The following is a 17,426-nucleotide window of genomic DNA, read 5'->3' on the forward strand; positions in this document are numbered from 1 at the left end:
CCGTCAGGCAGGTTGTTGAGTGCGCAGCTTCTCGGCACGGCCACGCAGCCACTCCAGAGTCAGCAGCAGGGCGATGGAGAAGCCGATCAGCAGCGTCGCCGCGGCCGCGATGGTCGGGCTGAGGTTTTCCCGTATGCCGCTGAACATCTGCCGTGGCAGGGTGATCTGCTCCGGGCCGGCGAGGAACAACGTCACCACCACTTCATCGAACGAGGTAGCGAAGGCGAACAGCGCGCCGGAAATTACCCCCGGCGCGATCAGCGGCAGGGTCACGCGGAAGAATGCCGTCAGCGGCGAGGCGCCGAGGCTGGCCGCAGCGCGCACCAGGTTGTAGTTGAAGCCCTGCAGCGTCGCGGAGACCGTGATGATCACGAAGGGCACGCCGAGCACCGCGTGCACCAGGATCAGCGACAGGTAGCTGTTGCCCATGCCCAGCGGTGCGAAGAACAGGTAGCTGGCCACACCGATGATCACCACCGGCACCACCATCGGCGAGATCAGTATGGTCATCAGCAGCGCCTTGCCGCGAAATTCCGCGCGGGTCAGCCCGACCGCCGCCAGGGTGCCGAGCACCACAGCGAGAAAGGTCGCGGCGGGCGCGATGAGCATGCTGTTCTTGAGCGAGCGCATCCAGTCGGCCGAGCTGAACAGCGTCTCGTACCAACGCATGGAAAAGCCCTGCAAGGGATAGACGAGGAACGAGCCGGAATTGAACGACAGCGGCACGATGACCAGTACCGGCACGATCAGAAACAGCAGCACCAGCGCGCAGAGGATGCGCAGCGCGTAGTACCAGGCCCGTTCGACGGGCGACATATAGGGGCTCAGCATGAAAGGTTCTCCTGCCCGGCATGAAGACTCTGAAAAGGCGGCTGCGCCGCGACGTGCGTCATGTCAACCCAGCCGCAGGCGGCTGGCACCGACCAGCCAGCTGTAGATGACGTACAGCAGCATGGTGGCGAGCAGCAGCAGGCCGCCCAGCGCCGTGGCCATGCCCCAGTTGATGGTGGTGTTGGTGTAGAAGGCTACGAAGTAGCTGACCATCTGATCGTTCGGGCTGCCGAGCAGCGCCGGGGTGATGTAGTAGCCGATGGAGATGATGAACACCAACAGGCAGCCCGCACCGACACCGGCCAGCGTCTGCGGGAAGTACACCCGCCAGAAGCTGGCGAACGGATGACAGCCCAAGGACACCGCGGCGCGCATGTAGCTCGGCGAGATGTTCTTCATCACGCTGTAGATCGGCAGGATCATGAACGGCAGCAGGATGTGCACCATGGCGATGTAGACGCCGGTGCGGTTGAACACCAGCTGCAGCGGCTCGTCGATCAGACCCATCTTCAGCAACGCACCATTAATGAGGCCGCCGGACTGCAGCAGCACGATCCACGCCGCCACGCGCACCAGAATCGAGGTCCAGAACGGCAGCAGCACCAGGATCATCAGCAGGTTGCTCTGCCTCGCCGGCAGGTTGGCCAGGAGATACGCCAGCGGATAGGCCAAGAGCAGGCAGATCGAGGTGATCACCAGGCCCATCCAGAAGGTGCGGGCGAAGATGTCCAGATACACCGCCTGGTCCGGCGAGACCTTGGCCAGCTCACCCAGCTCGTCGATGCGGTGATCCAGCGCGGCCAGCAGGTAGTAGCCGGTCACCGCACTGTCGTTGCGCTGGATCACCTGCCAGAACGCCGGATCGCCCCAACGCTCGTCGAGCGCCTCCAGCGCCTCCTGATAGGACGCCGGTGTCTCGCGAAACGGCATCGCCCGCGCAGTCTTGGTCAGCAGGCTGCGATAGCCCGCCAGCTCCATGTTCAATCGCTTGGACAGATCGCCCAGGCTCTGTTCACGGCGCGCCTGATACAGATCCTCGGCCAACGCCTGATAGGCAGGTTCCGCCGGCAGCCCACGACCATCCCATTCGGCCAGCGCCGCCAGCGTGCGTGGCAGCGTGTTCACCACCTCGGGGTTCTCGACGCTGCGCCAGAGCAGCGAGGCGATGGGCACCAAAAAGGTCAGCAGCACGAACAGCAGCAGCGGCAGGATCAGCGCCTGCGACTTGAGCTTGTTCACCCGTTCGGCCCGTGCCAGACGCTGTTTCAGATTGGGCTCGGCGATCTCGTTCGCCGGCAGGGATATTGCTGTGGCCATGAAGACTCCGCGATTCGTTCCGATAGCTGGGACCGGCCCCGCCAATGCGGCGGGGCGCTCAGGTCAGCGTGCTGCCCAGGCGTTGAAACGCTGTTCGAGCTGCTCGCCGTAGTCGGCCCAGAAGGTCACGTCCATCGCCACCTGGTCGGCGATGTTCTCCGGCGCGGTGGGCATCTGCGCCAGGCGCTTCTGATCCAGCAACGAAACGGCCTGGGTGTTCGCCGGGCCGTAGGCGATGTTCTCGGCATAGGCCTTCTGCTGCTGCGGCTCAACGGTGAAGGCGATGAACTTGCGTGCCTGCTCCTGGCTCTTCGCGCCCTTGGGGGTAGCCCAGGAATCGAAGTCATAGATGCCGCCGCTCCAGACGATCTGCAGATTGCTCTCGTTCTGCACGGCGGCGATGCGGCCGTTGTAGGCGCTGCTCATCACCACGTCGCCGGAGGCGAGAAACTGCGGCGGCTGCGCACCGGCTTCCCACCACTGGATGTTCGGCTTGAGCTGATCGAGCTTTCTGAAGGCGCGGTTCTGTCCGTCCTTGGTGGCCAGCACCTTGTAGACGTCCTTGACCGGCACACCGTCGGCCATTAGTGCGAACTCAAGAGTGTACTTGGCGCCCTTGCGCAGGCCGCGCTTGCCGGGAAATTTCTCGGTATCCCAGAAATCCGCCCAGCTGGCCGGCGCGCTTTTCAGCTTGTCGGCGTTGTAGGCCAGCACCGTCGACCAGACGAAGAAGCCGACGCCGCACGGCTGGATCGCGCCTTCGACGAAATCGTCCGGATTGCCGACGATGCCCGGGTCGAGTTCCTCGAACAGCCCTTCGTCGCAGCCGCGAGACAGTTCCGGTGACTCCACTTCCACCAGGTTCCACGACACGCTGTTGGTGTCGACCATTGCCTTGACCTTGGCCATTTCGCCGTTGTACTCGCCGGCGATGATGCGCCCGTGCCCCGCCGCGTCCCACGGCTCGTAGAAGGCCTTGACTTGGGCCTGCTTGTTGGCGCCGCCGAAGCTCACCGCGGTGAGATTCTCGGCAGCCGCGTGTCCGGCACAGACGAGTCCGAGCGCCAGCGCGGACAGTTTCAGGTAGTTGCTCATACCAGTTCGCTCCTTGATGCAGTTGTGTGGTTTTTCCAGGCATCGCCTCAGGCCGCCTGCAGCGGGTCGAGCGCACGAACGTGCTCGACATGCCAGCCGATCGGGACCACGTCGCCGACCCGCAGGGCGCTGTCGAACTCGGCGATCGGCTGTTTGACGAAGAAGTCGTTGACCCCGCATACCTCGAGGCGGATGCGGATGTGGTCGCCGAGGTAGATGAACTCGGCAACGCGCCCGGTGAAGCGGTTCGGGCAGTTGGCACTGGCGCCGTTGAGCAGCACCCGCTCCGGGCGGATCGACAGGCTGACCGGCGCTCCCGCCGCACCGACGTTGACGGCCAGCGCCTCGACGGTTTCGCCGCGGCCGAGCTTGACCGTGCAGCTGTCGCCACGACGGTCGAGCAGATGCGCCGGCAGGCGGTTGTTCTCGCCAAGGAAGTTGGCGACGAAGGTGTTCACCGGCTTTTCGTACAGGGTGCGCGGGTCTTCGATCTGCTGGATCTGGCCCTGATGGAACACCGCCACCCGATCGGACATGGTCAGCGCCTCGCCCTGATCGTGGGTGACGTACACCACGGTGACGCCGAGGCGTTCGTGCAGATGCTTGATCTCCATCTGCATCTGCTCGCGCAACTGCTTGTCCAGCGCGCCCAGGGGTTCGTCCATCAGCACCAGCTGCGGTTCGAACACCAGCGCCCGGGCCAGTGCCACGCGCTGTTGCTGGCCGCCGGAGAGCTGCGCCGGATAGCGGTTGCGAAAGCCCTCCAGCTGGACCATCGCCAGGGCGCGCTTGACCCGCTCCTTGATATCAGGCTTGGCCATGCCGCGGACGCTGAGCGGAAACGCCAGGTTCTCCGACACGGTCATGTGCGGAAACAGCGCGTAGTTCTGGAACACCATGCCCATGTCGCGCTTGTGCGGTGGCACGTTGTTGATCGCCCGGCCATCGAGGAGGATTTCCCCCGCCGTGGGCGTTTCGAAGCCAGCCAGCATCATCAGGCTGGTGGTTTTGCCCGAGCCAGACGGCCCGAGCAGGGTGAGGAATTCTCCGCGGCGGATGTCCAGATTCAGATCCCTGACGATCAGCGACTCACCGTCATAGCTCTTCTGGATGCCGCGAAAGCTCACCAGGATATCGTTCGCCGTTGACTCGACCATGCTGCTGCACCTGCGTAACCGTTGAACCGTGGTCACAGCGTAGAAGCGCAGCGGCGGCGGAAAAATCGGTACAGCGGAGCGATTGGCCTAGGCGTGAGGGAGAGTCGCGTGTAGGGAACGCCCTACACGGCGGGTCGGTGGCTGGTGCTCAGACCAGCTTGTGTTCCATGGCGTAGCGCACCAGATCGGCCACCGAATGCGCCGCCAGCTTCTGCATCAGGCGGGCCTTGTGGGTGCTGATGGTCTTGCTGCTGAGCGCCAGCTTGCCGGCGATGTCGTTTACAGAGTCGCCCTGCACCAGCCGTTCGAACACCGAGTATTCGCGTTCGGAAAGCAGCGCATGGGGTAGACGCGAATCGGTCAGGCCGACCTCGAAGACCATGCGATTAGCCAGCGCCGGGTCGATGTAGCGCCCGCCACCGGCGACCTTGCGCAGAGCGGTGAGCAGCAGCGCCGGCTCGCTGTCCTTGGTCGCGTAACCCGCCGCGCCGATCTTCAGCGCCCGCGCCGCCATCTGCGCCTCGTCGTGCATCGACAGCACCAGCACCGCCGGCGGCTGGCTCAACGCGCGGATTCGCGGTATCGCCTCGAGGCCGTTGACGCCAGGCATGGAGATATCCAGCAGCACCACGTCGCAACTGATCTGGCGCAGCTGATCGAGCAACTGCTGGCCATTGGCGGCCTCGCCGACCACCTGCATGTCACGCGCCATGCCGATCAGCTGCTTGATGCCCTCGCGGACGATAGTGTGATCTTCGGCGACCATGACCCTGATCATGACGGCAATGCTCCAGTGCTTGCGGCTGATGGAAGTGGCACCGGATCGAGTGGAACCCGCGCCGTGATGGTGGTGCCCTCGCCGGGCTGGCTGTCGATTATCAGTTGCCCGCCGAGCATCTGCACCCGCTCGCGCATGCCGACCAGGCCGAACGAACTGCCGGCGCCGCGCGCGGCCACAGGAAAACCGCAACCGTCGTCGCTGACGCGCAGACAGAGCATGTTGCCTTCGAGGAGTAACTGCACGCTGACCGTCTGCGCCTGGGCGTGCCGCATCACGTTGGTCAGCGACTCCTGAAGAATGCGGAACAGGCCGATGGCCTTGGCGTTGCCCAGCAGTGGCGGACATTCCGGCACCTCGACCAGGCAGGCCACGCCGCTGCGCTCCTCGAAGCGCCGCGCCTGCCATTCCACCGCCGAGGCAATGCCGGCATCGAGAATCGGCGGGCGCAGCGCGGTGGCGACATCGCGCACCCGCTGGAACAGCTGGGCGATCAGCCGCTTCATGCTTTCCAGCCGCTGCGCCAGGGCCGGGTCGAGGTCGGCGAAGCCCAGCTCGCACATCGAGGTTTCCAGCTTGAGTACGGTCAGCACCTGCCCCAGCTCGTCGTGCACCTCGCGGGCGATGTGCGCCTTCTCCTCCTCGCGCACCGTCTCCAGGTGCGCGGCCAGCTCGCGCAATTGCGCCCGCGAGGCATCCAGCTCCAGCTCGATGCGCTTGTTGTCGGTGATGTCCCAGACGATACCGTCCCACACCTGGCGGCCATCCGGCTGGCCACGCACCGAGGCGCGGATATCGGCCCAGCGCACCTCGCCATCGCGATTGAGAATGCGCCCTTGCCAGCGCCAGTCCTGGCTTTTCTCCAATGCCAGCTGCTGACTGGCCCAGTAGCCGGCCTCGTCATCGGCGTGCACTAGGCTGCGGATGCCCTGCCCGGGCTGCAACAGGCGCTCGGCGGAATAGCCCACCAGGCGCTGGCTGGCTTCGCTGATATAGGCCACTCGCACCGGTTCCTGGGGCCCGTCCCGCTCCAGGCGGAACACCAGCCCCGGCACGTTGCCGGCCATGGCCTTGAGCCGCGCTTCGCTCTCCTGCAGTTGGGCACTGGCGCGGCGCCGCTCGGTGATATCGGCAAGAAACACCACCAGATACTCACGACTGCCGAAGCGCAGAAAACTGTAGGTGACCGCCGCCGGAAAGCGCTGGCCGTCGGCGCGCTGCCACTCGCATTCATGCACCTGGCGATCATCCTCGCCCGTGCGGGCAGCGCGCCAGCGCGCGAGCCAGGCATCCATGCCCAGCGCCGGGTCGAAGGTTTCCAGCGGCTGATCCAGCAGTCCGCCGGAGGAATGCCCGAGCAGCACCTCGGCGGCCTGGTTGGCGTAACGCACGCGGCTGTCCCAGTTGAGCCAGAGGATGCCGACGGTGCTGTGATCCAGACAAAACTGCGTCAAACGCTGCGCTTCTTCGGCCGCCTCGCGCAGCTCGATATCGCGCCGGGCGGTCTTCAGCCGGCTTTCCAGCAGGCCATGCTGATGCCGCTGCCAGGCCAGCATCAGCAGGCAGGCCAGCAACAACACGCCGAGCAAAAGACTGAGACTGCGCCAGTAGCTGACCTCGCGACCGAGGTCGATGCTGCGGGTCTTGAGCCACTGTTCCTGCAGCTGACTGAATTCCCGCGCCGGAAATTGCCGTATCGCCGCCTCGAGCACGGCGGCAAGTTCCGGGCTGTCACGCCGCGAGGCGATACGCAGAAGCTGCGGGTTGCCCAGATCACCCACCACCGCCAGCGAGTCGTACTCCACCTGCTGCGAAAGGCGGCCGAACACCGGCTCGTCAATGACGGCATAGCTTGCCTTGGCTTCCAGTACCTGGCGCGCCGCATCGCCCTGGCTGGTCGCGGTCAGCACGGTGATATTGGGATAGTTGCTGGCGAGGAACTCGGTGATCGGCCCCGGCCCGACGGCGGAGACCAGCTCGCTCGGGTGCAGATATTCAAGATCGATTGCACGCGGGCCGCCACGATCACCGACGAGCAGGCGCGGGATACGCAGAAAGGGATCGCTATATCGCCACAGCCGCAAGCCTGCCGGCGTCTGCCGTAAGCCGGGGGCCACATCGATCAAGCCCTCCCGAGCGGCCTTCTCCAGCGCGGCCTCGTCATTGAAGCGGCGCCACTGCAGGCGCACACCGAGGTCGGTCGCCAGCTGCTCCATCAGCCGCACATGAAACCCTGACAGGCGCCGCTGGCGCTGGTCATACTCGGCATAGGGCGCGCCCATCACCACCCCGACCCGCCACTCCGGATGCTGCTCCAGCCAGGCGCGGCTATCGTCGTCAAGCGACACGGCACTAGCCGCGAAAGGCAGCGTCAGGCCAAGGAGGAGAAGGAAACGCAGGTATAAGGCGAGCATATATTCACGCAATTGATGGGCGTGCCGACACGCTGTTGTAATGCATAACCCCTGCCGGCGCCAGCGTGGTGCCGGCATCCATAGCGGAGACAATCCATGCGTCGCTTTTCTGCTTTCGTGCTTTTGTTCGGCGTCGCGCTTGGCGGCGGCGGGCCGTACATCGCAGCGGCGCAGGAACCGGAGGCGCCTCAGGAAGCACCGGCGGAGGAGCCAGCAGCAACGCCACGACCATCGCCACAAACTCGTAGCGAGGCGCTGGCCGCAGGGCTGCAACGACAGCTCGAGGCCGCCGCCCAGCTGCAGCTCGGCGACGAGGACAAATTCCTCGCGCTCTGGCACCCGGCCAATACTGCGAAGGCCCGCGGCGTGCTGGTCATCGTGCCGAGCGAAGGCGAAACCGCCGATTGGCCACGCGCAATCGGCCCGCTGCGGCGCGGCCTTCCCGAGCATGGCTGGCATACCCTGAGCCTGACACCCGCTGATCCGGCGCTGAGCCCTGGCCCGCGGTCGCCAGCGCCAGAAGTCCCGGCTGCGGAAGAAAAGTCGGAAACGGAGGAAGACGCTGAGCCTGGCACCGCCGTTCCCCAGCCAGCCGCGGCGCAAACGACTTCAGCCGGCTACCTGCCCGAGCAGACGGCAGCTACGGACAACGACGAATCGACGCCGCCGACGCAAGCCGAGCGGGACACGCCGCCGCCAACTCATGCCGAGCGCATGCTGGCGCGCCTCGATGCGGCCATCGAGCACGCACGCTCACTGCAGGCGTCGACGATTGTTCTGATCGGCCATGGCACCGGCGCCTACTGGGCGAGCCAGTACCTGGCACAGCTTCAGCCAAAGGATGTCGGGCAACTGGTGGTGATCGATCCACGCGCACCGTTGCAGGGGGAACAGCCGCTGGAGAGCTATCTCGCAACGCTACCCGCCGCCATCGGCGACTTCTATACGGGCACCGGAGCAGCCGCAAATCAGCAGGCACTGCAACGGCGCAATGCAGCGCGCCGTGCCGGGCACCCGGACTACCGCCTGCTCGCACTGCCAGGTCTGACCGGTGACCGTAATACCGAACAGGAACAACTGGTGCGCCGCGTGCGGGGCTGGCTGGAGCGCAAGCCGCCACAGTGACGCCCGCTCAGCGAAAGCCGCGGCGCTCGCGAATCAATGCGTAGGCACTGTGCAGCTCGCGGGTGCGCTCGGTGGCGTCGCGCACCTGGGCGGCATTCGCACCAGCCCCCGCCTGCTTGTCCGGATGGTGCTTGCTCAGCAGGCGCCGATAAGCGCGCTTGATCAGCTGCGGGTCGGTATCCGGACGCACACCCAGCAACTGCATGGCCTGCTCGTAAGCACCACCCCGCCCGGCCGGCGCCTCCTTGCGTCGGGCCGCGCCCGGATCGAGCGCGGCCACCTCGGCGGCATCCCAACCCAGCCACTTGCCCCAGAGCAGCACCAGCTCGTGCTCGCGTGCGCCCATGCTTCCCTGCGCACGTGCCATGCGCCAGCAGGCCTGGATCAGGCGGCGGCTTTCCTCGCGCTGGCTGCGCAGCCGTTGCAGGGTATCGCGCAGGCCGTCACCGCTCGACTTGCCGCGGTTGAAGGCGGCGATGGCCTGCTGCTGCGCGGCGGCATCGAGCCCCTGCCGGCGCATCTCGTCACGTGCGGCCTGGATATGCGCCGGACTCACGCGACCGCCACTCTTGGCCAGACGCCCCAACAGAAAGAACAGCAAATCCCGGCCTTGCAGCACCGGCTTGCCGGCCAGGCGCGCACGCAGGCTGGCCCAAGAATCGAGCCCCAGACGACGATCGAGCACCTGACCCAGCAGACCGCCGAGCAAAGCCCCCGGAATGCTGGCCAGCAACCAGCCGATCAGCAGCCCCAACAGCGTGATGGGCCAGAACATGTCAGCGCCGCGCCTCCAGTAGTTGCTCGACTTCAGCCAGGCGCTCGTGGGTGCCTACGTCCACCCAGAGCCCGGCATGGCACTCGCCACTCACCTGCCCATCTGCCATGGCGCGGCGCAACAACGGCGCCAGCTTGAACGCACCCGGCTGGCAGCCTTCGAACAGCGCAGGATGCAAAACGGAAATGCCACTGTAGGTCAGCGCGTCACCATTGACCTCGGGCTCCGTGACGGCCGATTCGCCCAGGCTGAAATCACCCCTGGGGTGGTGCGGCGGATTGTTCACCAGCACCAGATGCGCGAGCCCGCGAAGCGGCCGTCTCAGCCGGACGAAATCGTAGTCGGTCCAGATATCGCCGTTGACCACCAGGAACGGCGCATCGCCGAGCAGCCCCAACGCCCGGTGAATGCCCCCGCCGGTTTCCAGGGGTTCACTCTCGGCCGAATAGCGGATGGTCACACCGAAACGGCTGCCGTCGTCCAGATAGTCTTCGATCTGCTGGCCGAGCCAGGCGTGGTTGATCACCAGCTCCTCGAAACCCGCGGCGGCCAGCGCACGAACGTGGTACTCGATCAGCGGCACGCCGGCGGCGCGAACCAAGGGTTTGGGCGTGTGCAGCGTCAGCGGGCGCAGCCGCTCGCCCTTGCCGGCGGCCAGAATCATCGCCTTCATGCGTGCGGCGCCTGCGGCAGCTCTGCCAGCAGTTGCTGCAACTCGGCCAGCTCCGGTCTGCGCGCCAGCACGGCCTCGATATAGGCAAAGAAGCGCGGCACGTCAGCGAGGTAACGCGGCTTGCCGTCGCGATGGCAGATTCGCGCGAAAATGCCGATCACCTTTAGGTGGCGCTGCAGTCCCATCAGGTCACTGGCACGCAGGAACTCGTCGAGCGATTCGGGCAGCGTCACACCAGCAGCGCGCGCCTTGTGCCAGTAGCCTTCGAGCCAGGCCCGCACCTGCGCTTCGGGCCAGCTGAGAAAGGCGTCCTTGAACAGCGAGGTGATGTCGTAGCTGACCGGGCCGAGCACCGCGTCCTGAAAATCCAGTACACCAGGGTTGGGCTCGCTGATCATCAGATTGCGCGGCATGTAGTCGCGATGCACCAGCACCCGTGGCTGCGCCAGCGCCGAGTCGATCAGTTGCCGACAGATACGCTCCCACGCGGCCTGCTGCGCTTCACTGAAGCTGTGGCCAAGGTGGCGCTGCACATACCACTCGGGGAACAGCTGCAATTCGCGACGCAGCAACGCTTCGTCGTATGCCGGCATCGGCTGGGTCACCGGATGCAGCTGGAACTTCAGCAAGACCTCCACGGCGTCTTCGAACAGCTGTTCGGCATTGCTCTGATCGATGACATCCAGATAGGTCTGGCGGCCCAGATCGGTCAGCAGCAGGAAGCCGCGCTCAAGATCGGAGGCCAGTATCTGCGGCACATGGACGCCGGCTTGATCCAGCATCTGCGCGACCTTGACGAAGGGTCGGCAGTCTTCCTGGGGCGGCGGTGCGTCCATCACGATCAGGCTGCGCTCGCCACCCTGCCAGCGGAAGTAACGGCGGAAGCTGGCATCGCTGCTGGCCGCAGTGAGCTGCGCCGCCGGCACTTCGCCCCAGCCGCAACGGGCGAAGATTTCGGGTAATTGCTGTTCCAGCCAGGCGCTAAGGTCCAGCAGACGTTGATCTTGATGCGGCATCCAGGGGGTCTCCACGGCGCTAGCCGATAGGCGGGTCATGCTTTATTATCCTGCATCTTTCTCAGCCCATCGAGAGGCGTGCGGCCCAGCCGGCCGATGGCTCGCCGCAAGCACGGACCAAAAAACAAGATGGCAGTCAAATACCCCGCGTTTCGTAAAAAATTCCCTCTACTGGTTACTGGCGGTCTGCTTGCATTGCAACCGGTAGCTGTACCTTTTGTCTTCGCAGCCGAACAGTTCGCCTGCCAGCCCGACGCCTCCGGCGGCTGGAACTGCGCGTCCAATGAAGCCAGTCAGACCCTGCCACCGCGCCCGGTACACAGCGGCAGCACCGTGAGCACATCGAGCACCGCCAAGTCGACGAGCAGCAAGGCGCAAGCGCCAACGGCGACGACCAAGCTGGTCACCGAAAGCAAGGGCCGCGCCCTCGCCTCTCGCAGCGCCGATTACAGCCATCTCGACTGGGTTCCGCGCGAGCAGCTGACCCCGGCTCAGCTCGCCGAAACCGGTCCTTATTGCGCCGGTACCTATGTCGAGCCCGACCGTCCCGGCAAGTTCGACACCACCCCGATGAGCGAAGCGCCGACCTATGTGTCGGCTAAAGCCACCCGCTACGAGCAGGAACAGGAAGTCGCCACCCTCGCCGGTGACGTGTTACTGCGTCAGGGCAGCATTCAGGTCGAGGCGGACGAAGCCAGCCTGCACCAGCTGGAAAATCGCGGCGAGCTGACCGGCAATGTGCGCTTCCGCGACCGCGATGCATTGCTGGTCGGCGACCGCGCCGAGATCTTCCTCGACAGCGGCGAAGCCAAGGTGGAAAACGCCGAGTACGTCGTGCATTCCGGCAAGGTGCGTGGCAGCGCGCAATACGCCAAGCGTGAAGAGACCGCGATCATTCGCCTCAAGGACGGTACCTACACCAGCTGCGAGCCCGGCGAAAACAGCTGGCACCTGCAAGGCAACAACGTCACGCTGAACCCCGCCACGGGCTTCGGCTCGGCCACCAACGTCACGCTGCGGGTCAAGGATGTCCCGGTGTTCTACACCCCCTACATCCATTTCCCCATCGACGACCGTCGCCAGTCGGGCTTTCTCGCGCCGAGCATCGGCTCGTCCAGCGATACCGGCCTCTCGCTGCAGACGCCCTATTACTTCAACCTGGCGCCGAACTTCGACGCGACGCTGTATCCGCACCTGATGACCGACCGCGGCCTGCTGATGGAAGGCGAGTTCCGCTACCTGACCCGCAGCAGCGAGGGCCAGTTCGGCGCGGCTTACTTGGACGACAGCAACGACGACCGCGAACTGCAGTCCGAGTACGAAGACCAGCGTTGGATGTACAGCTGGCAGAACCGCAGCGGCCTGGATTCACGCCTGCTGGCCGAGGTGGACTACACCGACATCAGCGATCCGTACTACTTCCAGGACCTGGATACCAACCTGGGCATCGACCATCCTGATCACCTGGACCAGCGCGGCACCCTGACCTGGCGCGGCGACAGCTACACGGCGAGGCTCAACGTCCATGGCTACGAGCGCGCCACGGTTGCCGACATCACGCCATACGAGCGGCTGCCGCAGCTGACTCTGGACGGGCGCCTGCCATTCCAGCCGGGCGGGCTGAACTTCGCCTACAAGACCGAGTTCGTCAGCTTTCAGCGCAGCTTGCGCACCGGAAACTTCTTCGACGAGGACGGAGGCCCATTCAACGCAGCCGGTGAGCCTGTAGGTACGCCTTGGTACGATACAAGGCTTAAAGGTCTGACCCGTGCCGAAGGCGAGCGTATTCATCTGGAGCCAGGCGTCAGCCTTCCCTTGAACTGGAGCTGGGGCTTCCTCAAGCCATCGGTGAAATACGCTTACACGCAGTACGATTTAGATTTGGATTCAGAGGGACAAAGAACTCTTGCGGCCTACGAGTCTTTTGACAGCAAACAGAACCGCAGTGTGCCGATTTTCAGCGTCGACTCAGGCCTCTATTTCGACCGCGACACCCAATGGTTCGGCAATGAGTACCGGCAGACCCTCGAGCCACGTTTGTTCTACCTCTACGTGCCAGAAGAGGACCAGGATGACATCCCGATCTTCGATACTGGCGAAAGCAGCTTCAGCTATTCCTCGCTGTGGCGCGAGAACCGCTTTTCCGGCAAGGACCGTATCGGCGATGCTAACCAGGTGTCTCTCGGCGTGACCAACCGCTGGGTCGATTCCAGCGGCTTTGAGCGTCAGCGCCTGAGCATCGGCCAAGCCTTCTATTTTGAAGATCGCAAGGTCCAACTGCGTGGGATTGACTACCGCACCCGATCCAACGCTACCTCATCTGTTTCCCCCTACGCGCTGGAGTACATGTATCGCTACAACCGCGACTGGCATTTCACCTCGACCTTCAACTGGGACCCGGACAGCCACAGCACACGCTCAGGCAGCGCAATGTGGCATTACCAGCCGGCCGACAACCCAGGCAAGATCGTCAATATCGGCTATCGCTACCGCAATGACACCATGCGTTTCGATCATGCAACAGGCGAGTGGCAATATGGCGGTGACTATGGCAACTGCGAAACCAATCCAGACGAGTGCATCAAGGACTACTACAAGATCGACCAGCATGACTTCTCGTTCATCTGGCCGGTGGTTCCGCAGTGGAGCGTGATCGGGCGCTGGCAGCATGACTACAGCCGCAGCCGCACACTGGAAGCCTTTGGTGGCTTCGAGTACGACAGCTGCTGCTGGAAGCTGCGGCTGATCAACCGCTACTGGATCGACTACGACGAAACCAGCCTCAACCCCGATCGCAACGACGAGCCGGACACCGGCATCTTCCTGCAGATCGTGCTCAAGGGACTGGGCGGCGTGGTCGGCAATGCGACCGAAACATTCCTCGACGAAGGCATTCAAGGCTACCGTGAACGTGAAGACCAAGCTTTCTGATTACCTGCGCCCGCTCGTGGCGGGCGCCCTGCTGCTGGGCAACGCTGCACTGATTCCTTTCGCAAGCGCCGGGGTACAGCCGCTGGATCGCGTGGTCGCCATCGTCGACAACGACGTCATCATGCAGAGCCAGCTGGAGCAACGCATTCGCGAGGTACAGCAGACCATCGACAAGCGCGGCGCCGATGCGCCGCCGATGGATGTCCTGCGCCAGCAGGTGCTTGAGCGCCTGATCACCGAGAACCTGCAGCTGCAGATCGGCGAGCGCTCGGGCATCCGCATCTCCGATGAAGAGCTCAATCAGGCCATGGGCACCATTGCCCAGCGCAACAACATGTCGCCGGAGCAGTTTCGTGAAGCTCTGGTGCGCGACGGCCTGAGCCTGGAAACGGCCCGCGAGCAGATCCGTCGCGAGATGGTCATCAGCCGCGTGCGCCAGCGTCGAGTGGCGGAACGCATTCAGGTGTCCAACCAGGAAGTGCAGAACTTCCTGGCCTCCGACCTCGGCAAGCTGCAATTGTCCGAGGAATACCACCTGGCCAATATCCTCATCCCGGTACCAGAAGCTGCGGATTCCGCAACCATCCAGGCCGCCGAACGCGCTGCCATGGATACCTACCAGCAGCTTCAGCAGGGTGCAGACTTCGCTCGCCTGGCCGTCGCGCGCTCCGGTAGCGAGAACGCGCTGGAAGGCGGCGACATGGGCTGGCGCAAAGCGGCTCAGCTGCCACCGCCCTTCGATACCGCCGTGCGCGAGCTGTCGGTTGGCGAGGTCACCGAACCGGTCCGCACGCCGCCAGGCTTCATCATGGTAAAGCTGCTGGAAAAGCGCGGAGGCGAAACACAGGTGCGCGACGAAGTGCATGTCCGCCACATCCTGATTAAGCCCAGCGCAATCCGTAGCGAAGAAGAGGTCCGCCTGCTGGTGCAGCGCCTACGTGATCGCATCAGCGCTGGCGAAGACTTCGCCGAGCTGGCCAAGAGCTTTTCCGAAGACCCTGGTTCGGCGCTCAACGGCGGCGACCTGAACTGGATCGACCCGGCCTCTCTGGTGCCCGAGTTCCGCGAAGTCATGGCCAATACGGCAAGCGGCGAACTGTCCCCGGTGTTCAAGTCTCCCTACGGCTGGCACGTCCTCGAGGTGCTCGGCCGCCGTGCGACCGATGCCAGTGAGCAGTTCCGCGAGCAACAGGCGCTGAGCCTGCTGCGCAACCGCAAGTACGACGAAGAGCTGCAGGCGTGGTTACGCCAGATCCGCGACGAAGCCTACGTCGAGATCAAGCTCTAAGCTTCACGCTGTACCTACAAGCAACAGGAATGCGGGGTGATGGCCGAAGGGTCGCCACCCCGTTTTCATTTCAGGCGGTTGAACGCCACACGCCATGCAGAGAGAAGCCTGATGACCGCTCCCCGCCCCTTCGTTCTCACCCCCGGCGAACCGGCCGGCATCGGCCCGGACTTGTGCCTGCTGCTGGCGCGCGGGGCCCAGCCTCAGATCCTGGTAGCCATCGCCAGTTGTTCGCTGCTGGCAGAGCGCGCCTCGCAACTGGGACTGACGATTGAGCTGCGGGAAGTCGGGCCACATGGCTGGCCAAGCCAACCGGCGCCGGCCAACTGTCTGTATGTCTGGGATACTCCCTTGGATGCACCGGTGATCGCAGGCCAGCTCGACGCGCGCAACGGCCACTACGTACTGGAAACGCTGACCCGAGCTGGAAACGGGTGTCTCGACGGCAGCTTCGCCGGCATGATCACCGCGCCGGTGCACAAGGGTGTGATCAATGAGGCCGGCATCCCCTTTTCAGGCCATACCGAGTTTCTCGCCGAGCTGACCCGCACCGAGCAGGTGGTCATGATGCTGGCCACGCACGGATTGCGTGTCGCGCTGGTCACCACCCACCTGCCGCTCAAGGATGTCGCCGCAGCGATTACCGCGGAGCGCCTGGAGCGGGTTACGCGAATCCTGCACCACGATCTGGTCAGCAAGTTCGGCATTACCCAACCACGTATTCTTGTCTGCGGCCTGAACCCGCATGCGGGTGAGGGCGGCCACCTGGGCCGAGAAGAAATCGAGATCATCGAGCCCGTGCTGACCAGGCTGCGTGACGAGGGGCTTGATCTGATCGGCCCGCTGCCAGCCGATACGCTGTTCACCCCCAAAAATCTCGAGTTCTGCGACGCAGTGCTGGCGATGTACCACGACCAGGGCCTGCCGGTACTCAAGTACAAGGGTTTCGGTGCCGCGGTCAACGTGACCCTGGGCCTGCCGATCGTTCGCACGTCGGTAGATCATGGCACCGCGCTGGATCTGGCCGGCAGCGGCAAGATCGACACTGGCAGCCTGCGGGTCGCACTGGAAACGGCCTACCAGATGGTCGGCAGCCAGAGCTAGCACGCACCCCACACGGCTCGAACGATCTTCTTGCCGCCCTCGCCTGCTAAAATACGCGCCTTATTCGTTTTCAGCTTTGAGCTTCAGGCTTCAAGCTGCGCCCCGGAGCCCCGATGTCCGATTATCAGCACCGCGCACGCAAGCGCTTTGGCCAGAACTTCCTGCACGACGCTGGCGTCATTCACCGCATCCTGCGGGCGATTCATGCCAAACCGGGTGAGCGACTGGTGGAGATCGGCCCAGGCCAGGGTGCATTGACCGAAGGACTGCTCGACAGCGGCGCGCATCTGGATGTCGTCGAGCTCGACCTCGACCTGATCCCCATCCTGCAGGGCAAATTCGCTGGGCGCGAGAACTTCAATCTGCACCAGGGCGACGCGCTGAAGTTCGACTTCGGTCGCCTCAGCGCAGAGCCGAACAGCCTGCGAATCGTCGGCAACCTGCCCTACAACATCTCTACCCCGCTGATCTTTCACCTGCTCGACCACGCGCACCTGATCCGCGACATGCATTTCATGCTGCAGAAGGAAGTGGTCGAACGCCTGGCCGCGCTGCCGGGCGGCGGCGACTGGGGCCGACTGTCGATCATGGTGCAGTATCACTGCCGGGTAGAGCACCTGTTCAACGTCGGTCCGGGTGCGTTCAACCCGGCGCCAAAGGTCGATTCGGCGATCGTTCGCCTGGTGCCACATGAGACGCTGCCGCATCCAGCGCGCGATCACCATCAACTGGAGCGCGTAGTGCGCGAGGCGTTCAACCAACGGCGCAAGACCTTGCGCAACACCCTCAAGGGGCTGCTGGACGCCGACGCCATCGCAGCGGCGGATGTGGATGGCAGCCTGCGTCCCGAACAACTGGATCTGGCGGCCTTCGTTCGCCTTTCCGACCAACTGACAGAACGCAGCTGAGGCTTCAGTCTCTA

14 protein-coding genes are annotated in these 17,426 nt (G+C 64.4%); 5 read left to right on the forward strand and 9 right to left on the reverse strand.

What is annotated here, in order from left to right:
• Positions 1-3: 3 nt before the first annotated feature.
• The 6 genes from CW305_RS12220 to CW305_RS12245 form a co-directional block, all read right to left on the reverse strand.
• Positions 4-831 carry an ABC transporter permease gene (locus CW305_RS12220; protein ID WP_104098014.1) on the reverse strand — a complete coding sequence of 276 codons (828 nt, stop codon included), beginning with the start codon at positions 829-831 and terminating at the stop codon, positions 4-6.
• Between the two features lie 63 nt (positions 832-894).
• The gene (locus CW305_RS12225; protein WP_090523184.1) at positions 895-2,148 is read right to left on the reverse strand and encodes an ABC transporter permease; all 1,254 of its coding nucleotides are present in this window, start codon (positions 2,146-2,148) and stop codon (positions 895-897) included.
• Positions 2,149-2,211: 63 nt separating this feature from the next.
• A complete protein-coding gene (locus CW305_RS12230; protein WP_104098015.1) occupies positions 2,212-3,243 on the reverse strand; it encodes an ABC transporter substrate-binding protein in 1,032 nt (343 codons plus the stop codon).
• Positions 3,244-3,290: 47 nt separating this feature from the next.
• Positions 3,291-4,400 carry an ABC transporter ATP-binding protein gene (locus CW305_RS12235; protein WP_104098016.1) on the reverse strand — a complete coding sequence of 370 codons (1,110 nt, stop codon included), beginning with the start codon at positions 4,398-4,400 and terminating at the stop codon, positions 3,291-3,293.
• Positions 4,401-4,548: 148 nt separating this feature from the next.
• On the reverse strand, positions 4,549-5,178 hold the full coding sequence (locus CW305_RS12240) for a response regulator (RefSeq protein WP_104098017.1): 630 nt from the start codon (positions 5,176-5,178) through the stop codon (positions 4,549-4,551).
• On the reverse strand, positions 5,175-7,592 hold the full coding sequence (locus tag CW305_RS12245; RefSeq protein ID WP_104098018.1) for a PAS domain-containing sensor histidine kinase: 2,418 nt from the start codon (positions 7,590-7,592) through the stop codon (positions 5,175-5,177). The genes CW305_RS12240 and CW305_RS12245 overlap by 4 nt, the downstream gene beginning before the upstream one ends.
• Before the next feature lie 96 nt (positions 7,593-7,688).
• Here CW305_RS12245 and CW305_RS12250 point away from each other — a divergent pair, with 96 nt between their 5' ends.
• Positions 7,689-8,717, forward strand: a complete 1,029-nt coding sequence (locus CW305_RS12250) for an alpha/beta hydrolase family protein (protein WP_104098019.1) — start codon at positions 7,689-7,691, stop codon at positions 8,715-8,717.
• 7 nt (positions 8,718-8,724) lie between these two features.
• On the opposite strand, the gene CW305_RS12255 is transcribed toward CW305_RS12250, so the two are convergent.
• From CW305_RS12255 to CW305_RS12265, 3 genes are read right to left on the reverse strand one after another with little or no spacing between them, the layout of a single operon-like run.
• Positions 8,725-9,492, reverse strand: a complete 768-nt coding sequence (locus CW305_RS12255) for a TerB family tellurite resistance protein (protein ID WP_104098020.1) — start codon at positions 9,490-9,492, stop codon at positions 8,725-8,727.
• Between the two features lies 1 nt (position 9,493).
• Positions 9,494-10,165: an N-acetylmuramate alpha-1-phosphate uridylyltransferase MurU gene (murU, locus tag CW305_RS12260; RefSeq protein WP_104098021.1), complete on the reverse strand. Its 672-nt coding sequence runs from the start codon at positions 10,163-10,165 to the stop codon at positions 9,494-9,496.
• On the reverse strand, positions 10,162-11,181 hold the full coding sequence (locus CW305_RS12265) for an aminoglycoside phosphotransferase family protein (RefSeq protein WP_104098022.1): 1,020 nt from the start codon (positions 11,179-11,181) through the stop codon (positions 10,162-10,164). The genes murU and CW305_RS12265 overlap by 4 nt, the downstream gene beginning before the upstream one ends.
• 129 nt (positions 11,182-11,310) lie before the next feature.
• Here CW305_RS12265 and CW305_RS12270 point away from each other — a divergent pair, with 129 nt between their 5' ends.
• The 4 genes from CW305_RS12270 (at position 11,311) to rsmA (ending at position 17,412) form a co-directional block, all read left to right on the forward strand.
• On the forward strand, positions 11,311-14,112 hold the full coding sequence (locus CW305_RS12270) for an LPS-assembly protein LptD (RefSeq protein ID WP_104098204.1): 2,802 nt from the start codon (positions 11,311-11,313) through the stop codon (positions 14,110-14,112).
• Entirely contained in the window at positions 14,093-15,400 is a 1,308-nt protein-coding gene (locus CW305_RS12275) for a peptidylprolyl isomerase (RefSeq protein WP_104098023.1), read from the forward strand. The genes CW305_RS12270 and CW305_RS12275 overlap by 20 nt, the downstream gene beginning before the upstream one ends.
• Before the next feature lie 111 nt (positions 15,401-15,511).
• Positions 15,512-16,504 carry a 4-hydroxythreonine-4-phosphate dehydrogenase PdxA gene (gene pdxA, locus CW305_RS12280; RefSeq protein ID WP_104098024.1) on the forward strand — a complete coding sequence of 331 codons (993 nt, stop codon included), beginning with the start codon at positions 15,512-15,514 and terminating at the stop codon, positions 16,502-16,504.
• 113 nt (positions 16,505-16,617) lie between these two features.
• Positions 16,618-17,412 (forward strand): 16S rRNA (adenine(1518)-N(6)/adenine(1519)-N(6))-dimethyltransferase RsmA, encoded by a 795-nt coding sequence (rsmA, locus tag CW305_RS12285; protein WP_014821680.1) that lies wholly within the window; start codon positions 16,618-16,620, stop codon positions 17,410-17,412.
• Positions 17,413-17,426 lie beyond the last annotated feature (14 nt).

The sequence above is a fragment of the Stutzerimonas kunmingensis genome (assembly GCF_002929225.1).
GTDB lineage: Bacteria > Pseudomonadota > Gammaproteobacteria > Pseudomonadales > Pseudomonadaceae > Stutzerimonas.

Bases quoted from the DNA above. Each gene is read 5' to 3' on its own strand.
- CW305_RS12220 (WP_104098014.1), bottom strand. From the start codon at position 831: ATGCTGAGCCCCTATATGTCGCCCGTCGAACGGGCCTGGTACTACGCG.
- CW305_RS12225 (WP_090523184.1), bottom strand. From the start codon at position 2,148: ATGGCCACAGCAATATCCCTGCCGGCGAACGAGATCGCCGAGCCCAAT.
- CW305_RS12245 (WP_104098018.1), bottom strand. From the start codon at position 7,592: ATGCTCGCCTTATACCTGCGTTTCCTTCTCCTCCTTGGCCTGACGCTG.
- CW305_RS12230 (WP_104098015.1), bottom strand. From the start codon at position 3,243: ATGAGCAACTACCTGAAACTGTCCGCGCTGGCGCTCGGACTCGTCTGT.
- pdxA (WP_104098024.1), top strand. From the start codon at position 15,512: ATGACCGCTCCCCGCCCCTTCGTTCTCACCCCCGGCGAACCGGCCGGC.
- CW305_RS12265 (WP_104098022.1), bottom strand. From the start codon at position 11,181: ATGCCGCATCAAGATCAACGTCTGCTGGACCTTAGCGCCTGGCTGGAA.
- CW305_RS12240 (WP_104098017.1), bottom strand. From the start codon at position 5,178: ATGATCAGGGTCATGGTCGCCGAAGATCACACTATCGTCCGCGAGGGC.
- CW305_RS12255 (WP_104098020.1), bottom strand. From the start codon at position 9,492: ATGTTCTGGCCCATCACGCTGTTGGGGCTGCTGATCGGCTGGTTGCTG.
- CW305_RS12250 (WP_104098019.1), top strand. From the start codon at position 7,689: ATGCGTCGCTTTTCTGCTTTCGTGCTTTTGTTCGGCGTCGCGCTTGGC.
- CW305_RS12235 (WP_104098016.1), bottom strand. From the start codon at position 4,400: ATGGTCGAGTCAACGGCGAACGATATCCTGGTGAGCTTTCGCGGCATC.
- CW305_RS12270 (WP_104098204.1), top strand. From the start codon at position 11,311: ATGGCAGTCAAATACCCCGCGTTTCGTAAAAAATTCCCTCTACTGGTT.
- rsmA (WP_014821680.1), top strand. From the start codon at position 16,618: ATGTCCGATTATCAGCACCGCGCACGCAAGCGCTTTGGCCAGAACTTC.
- murU (WP_104098021.1), bottom strand. From the start codon at position 10,165: ATGAAGGCGATGATTCTGGCCGCCGGCAAGGGCGAGCGGCTGCGCCCG.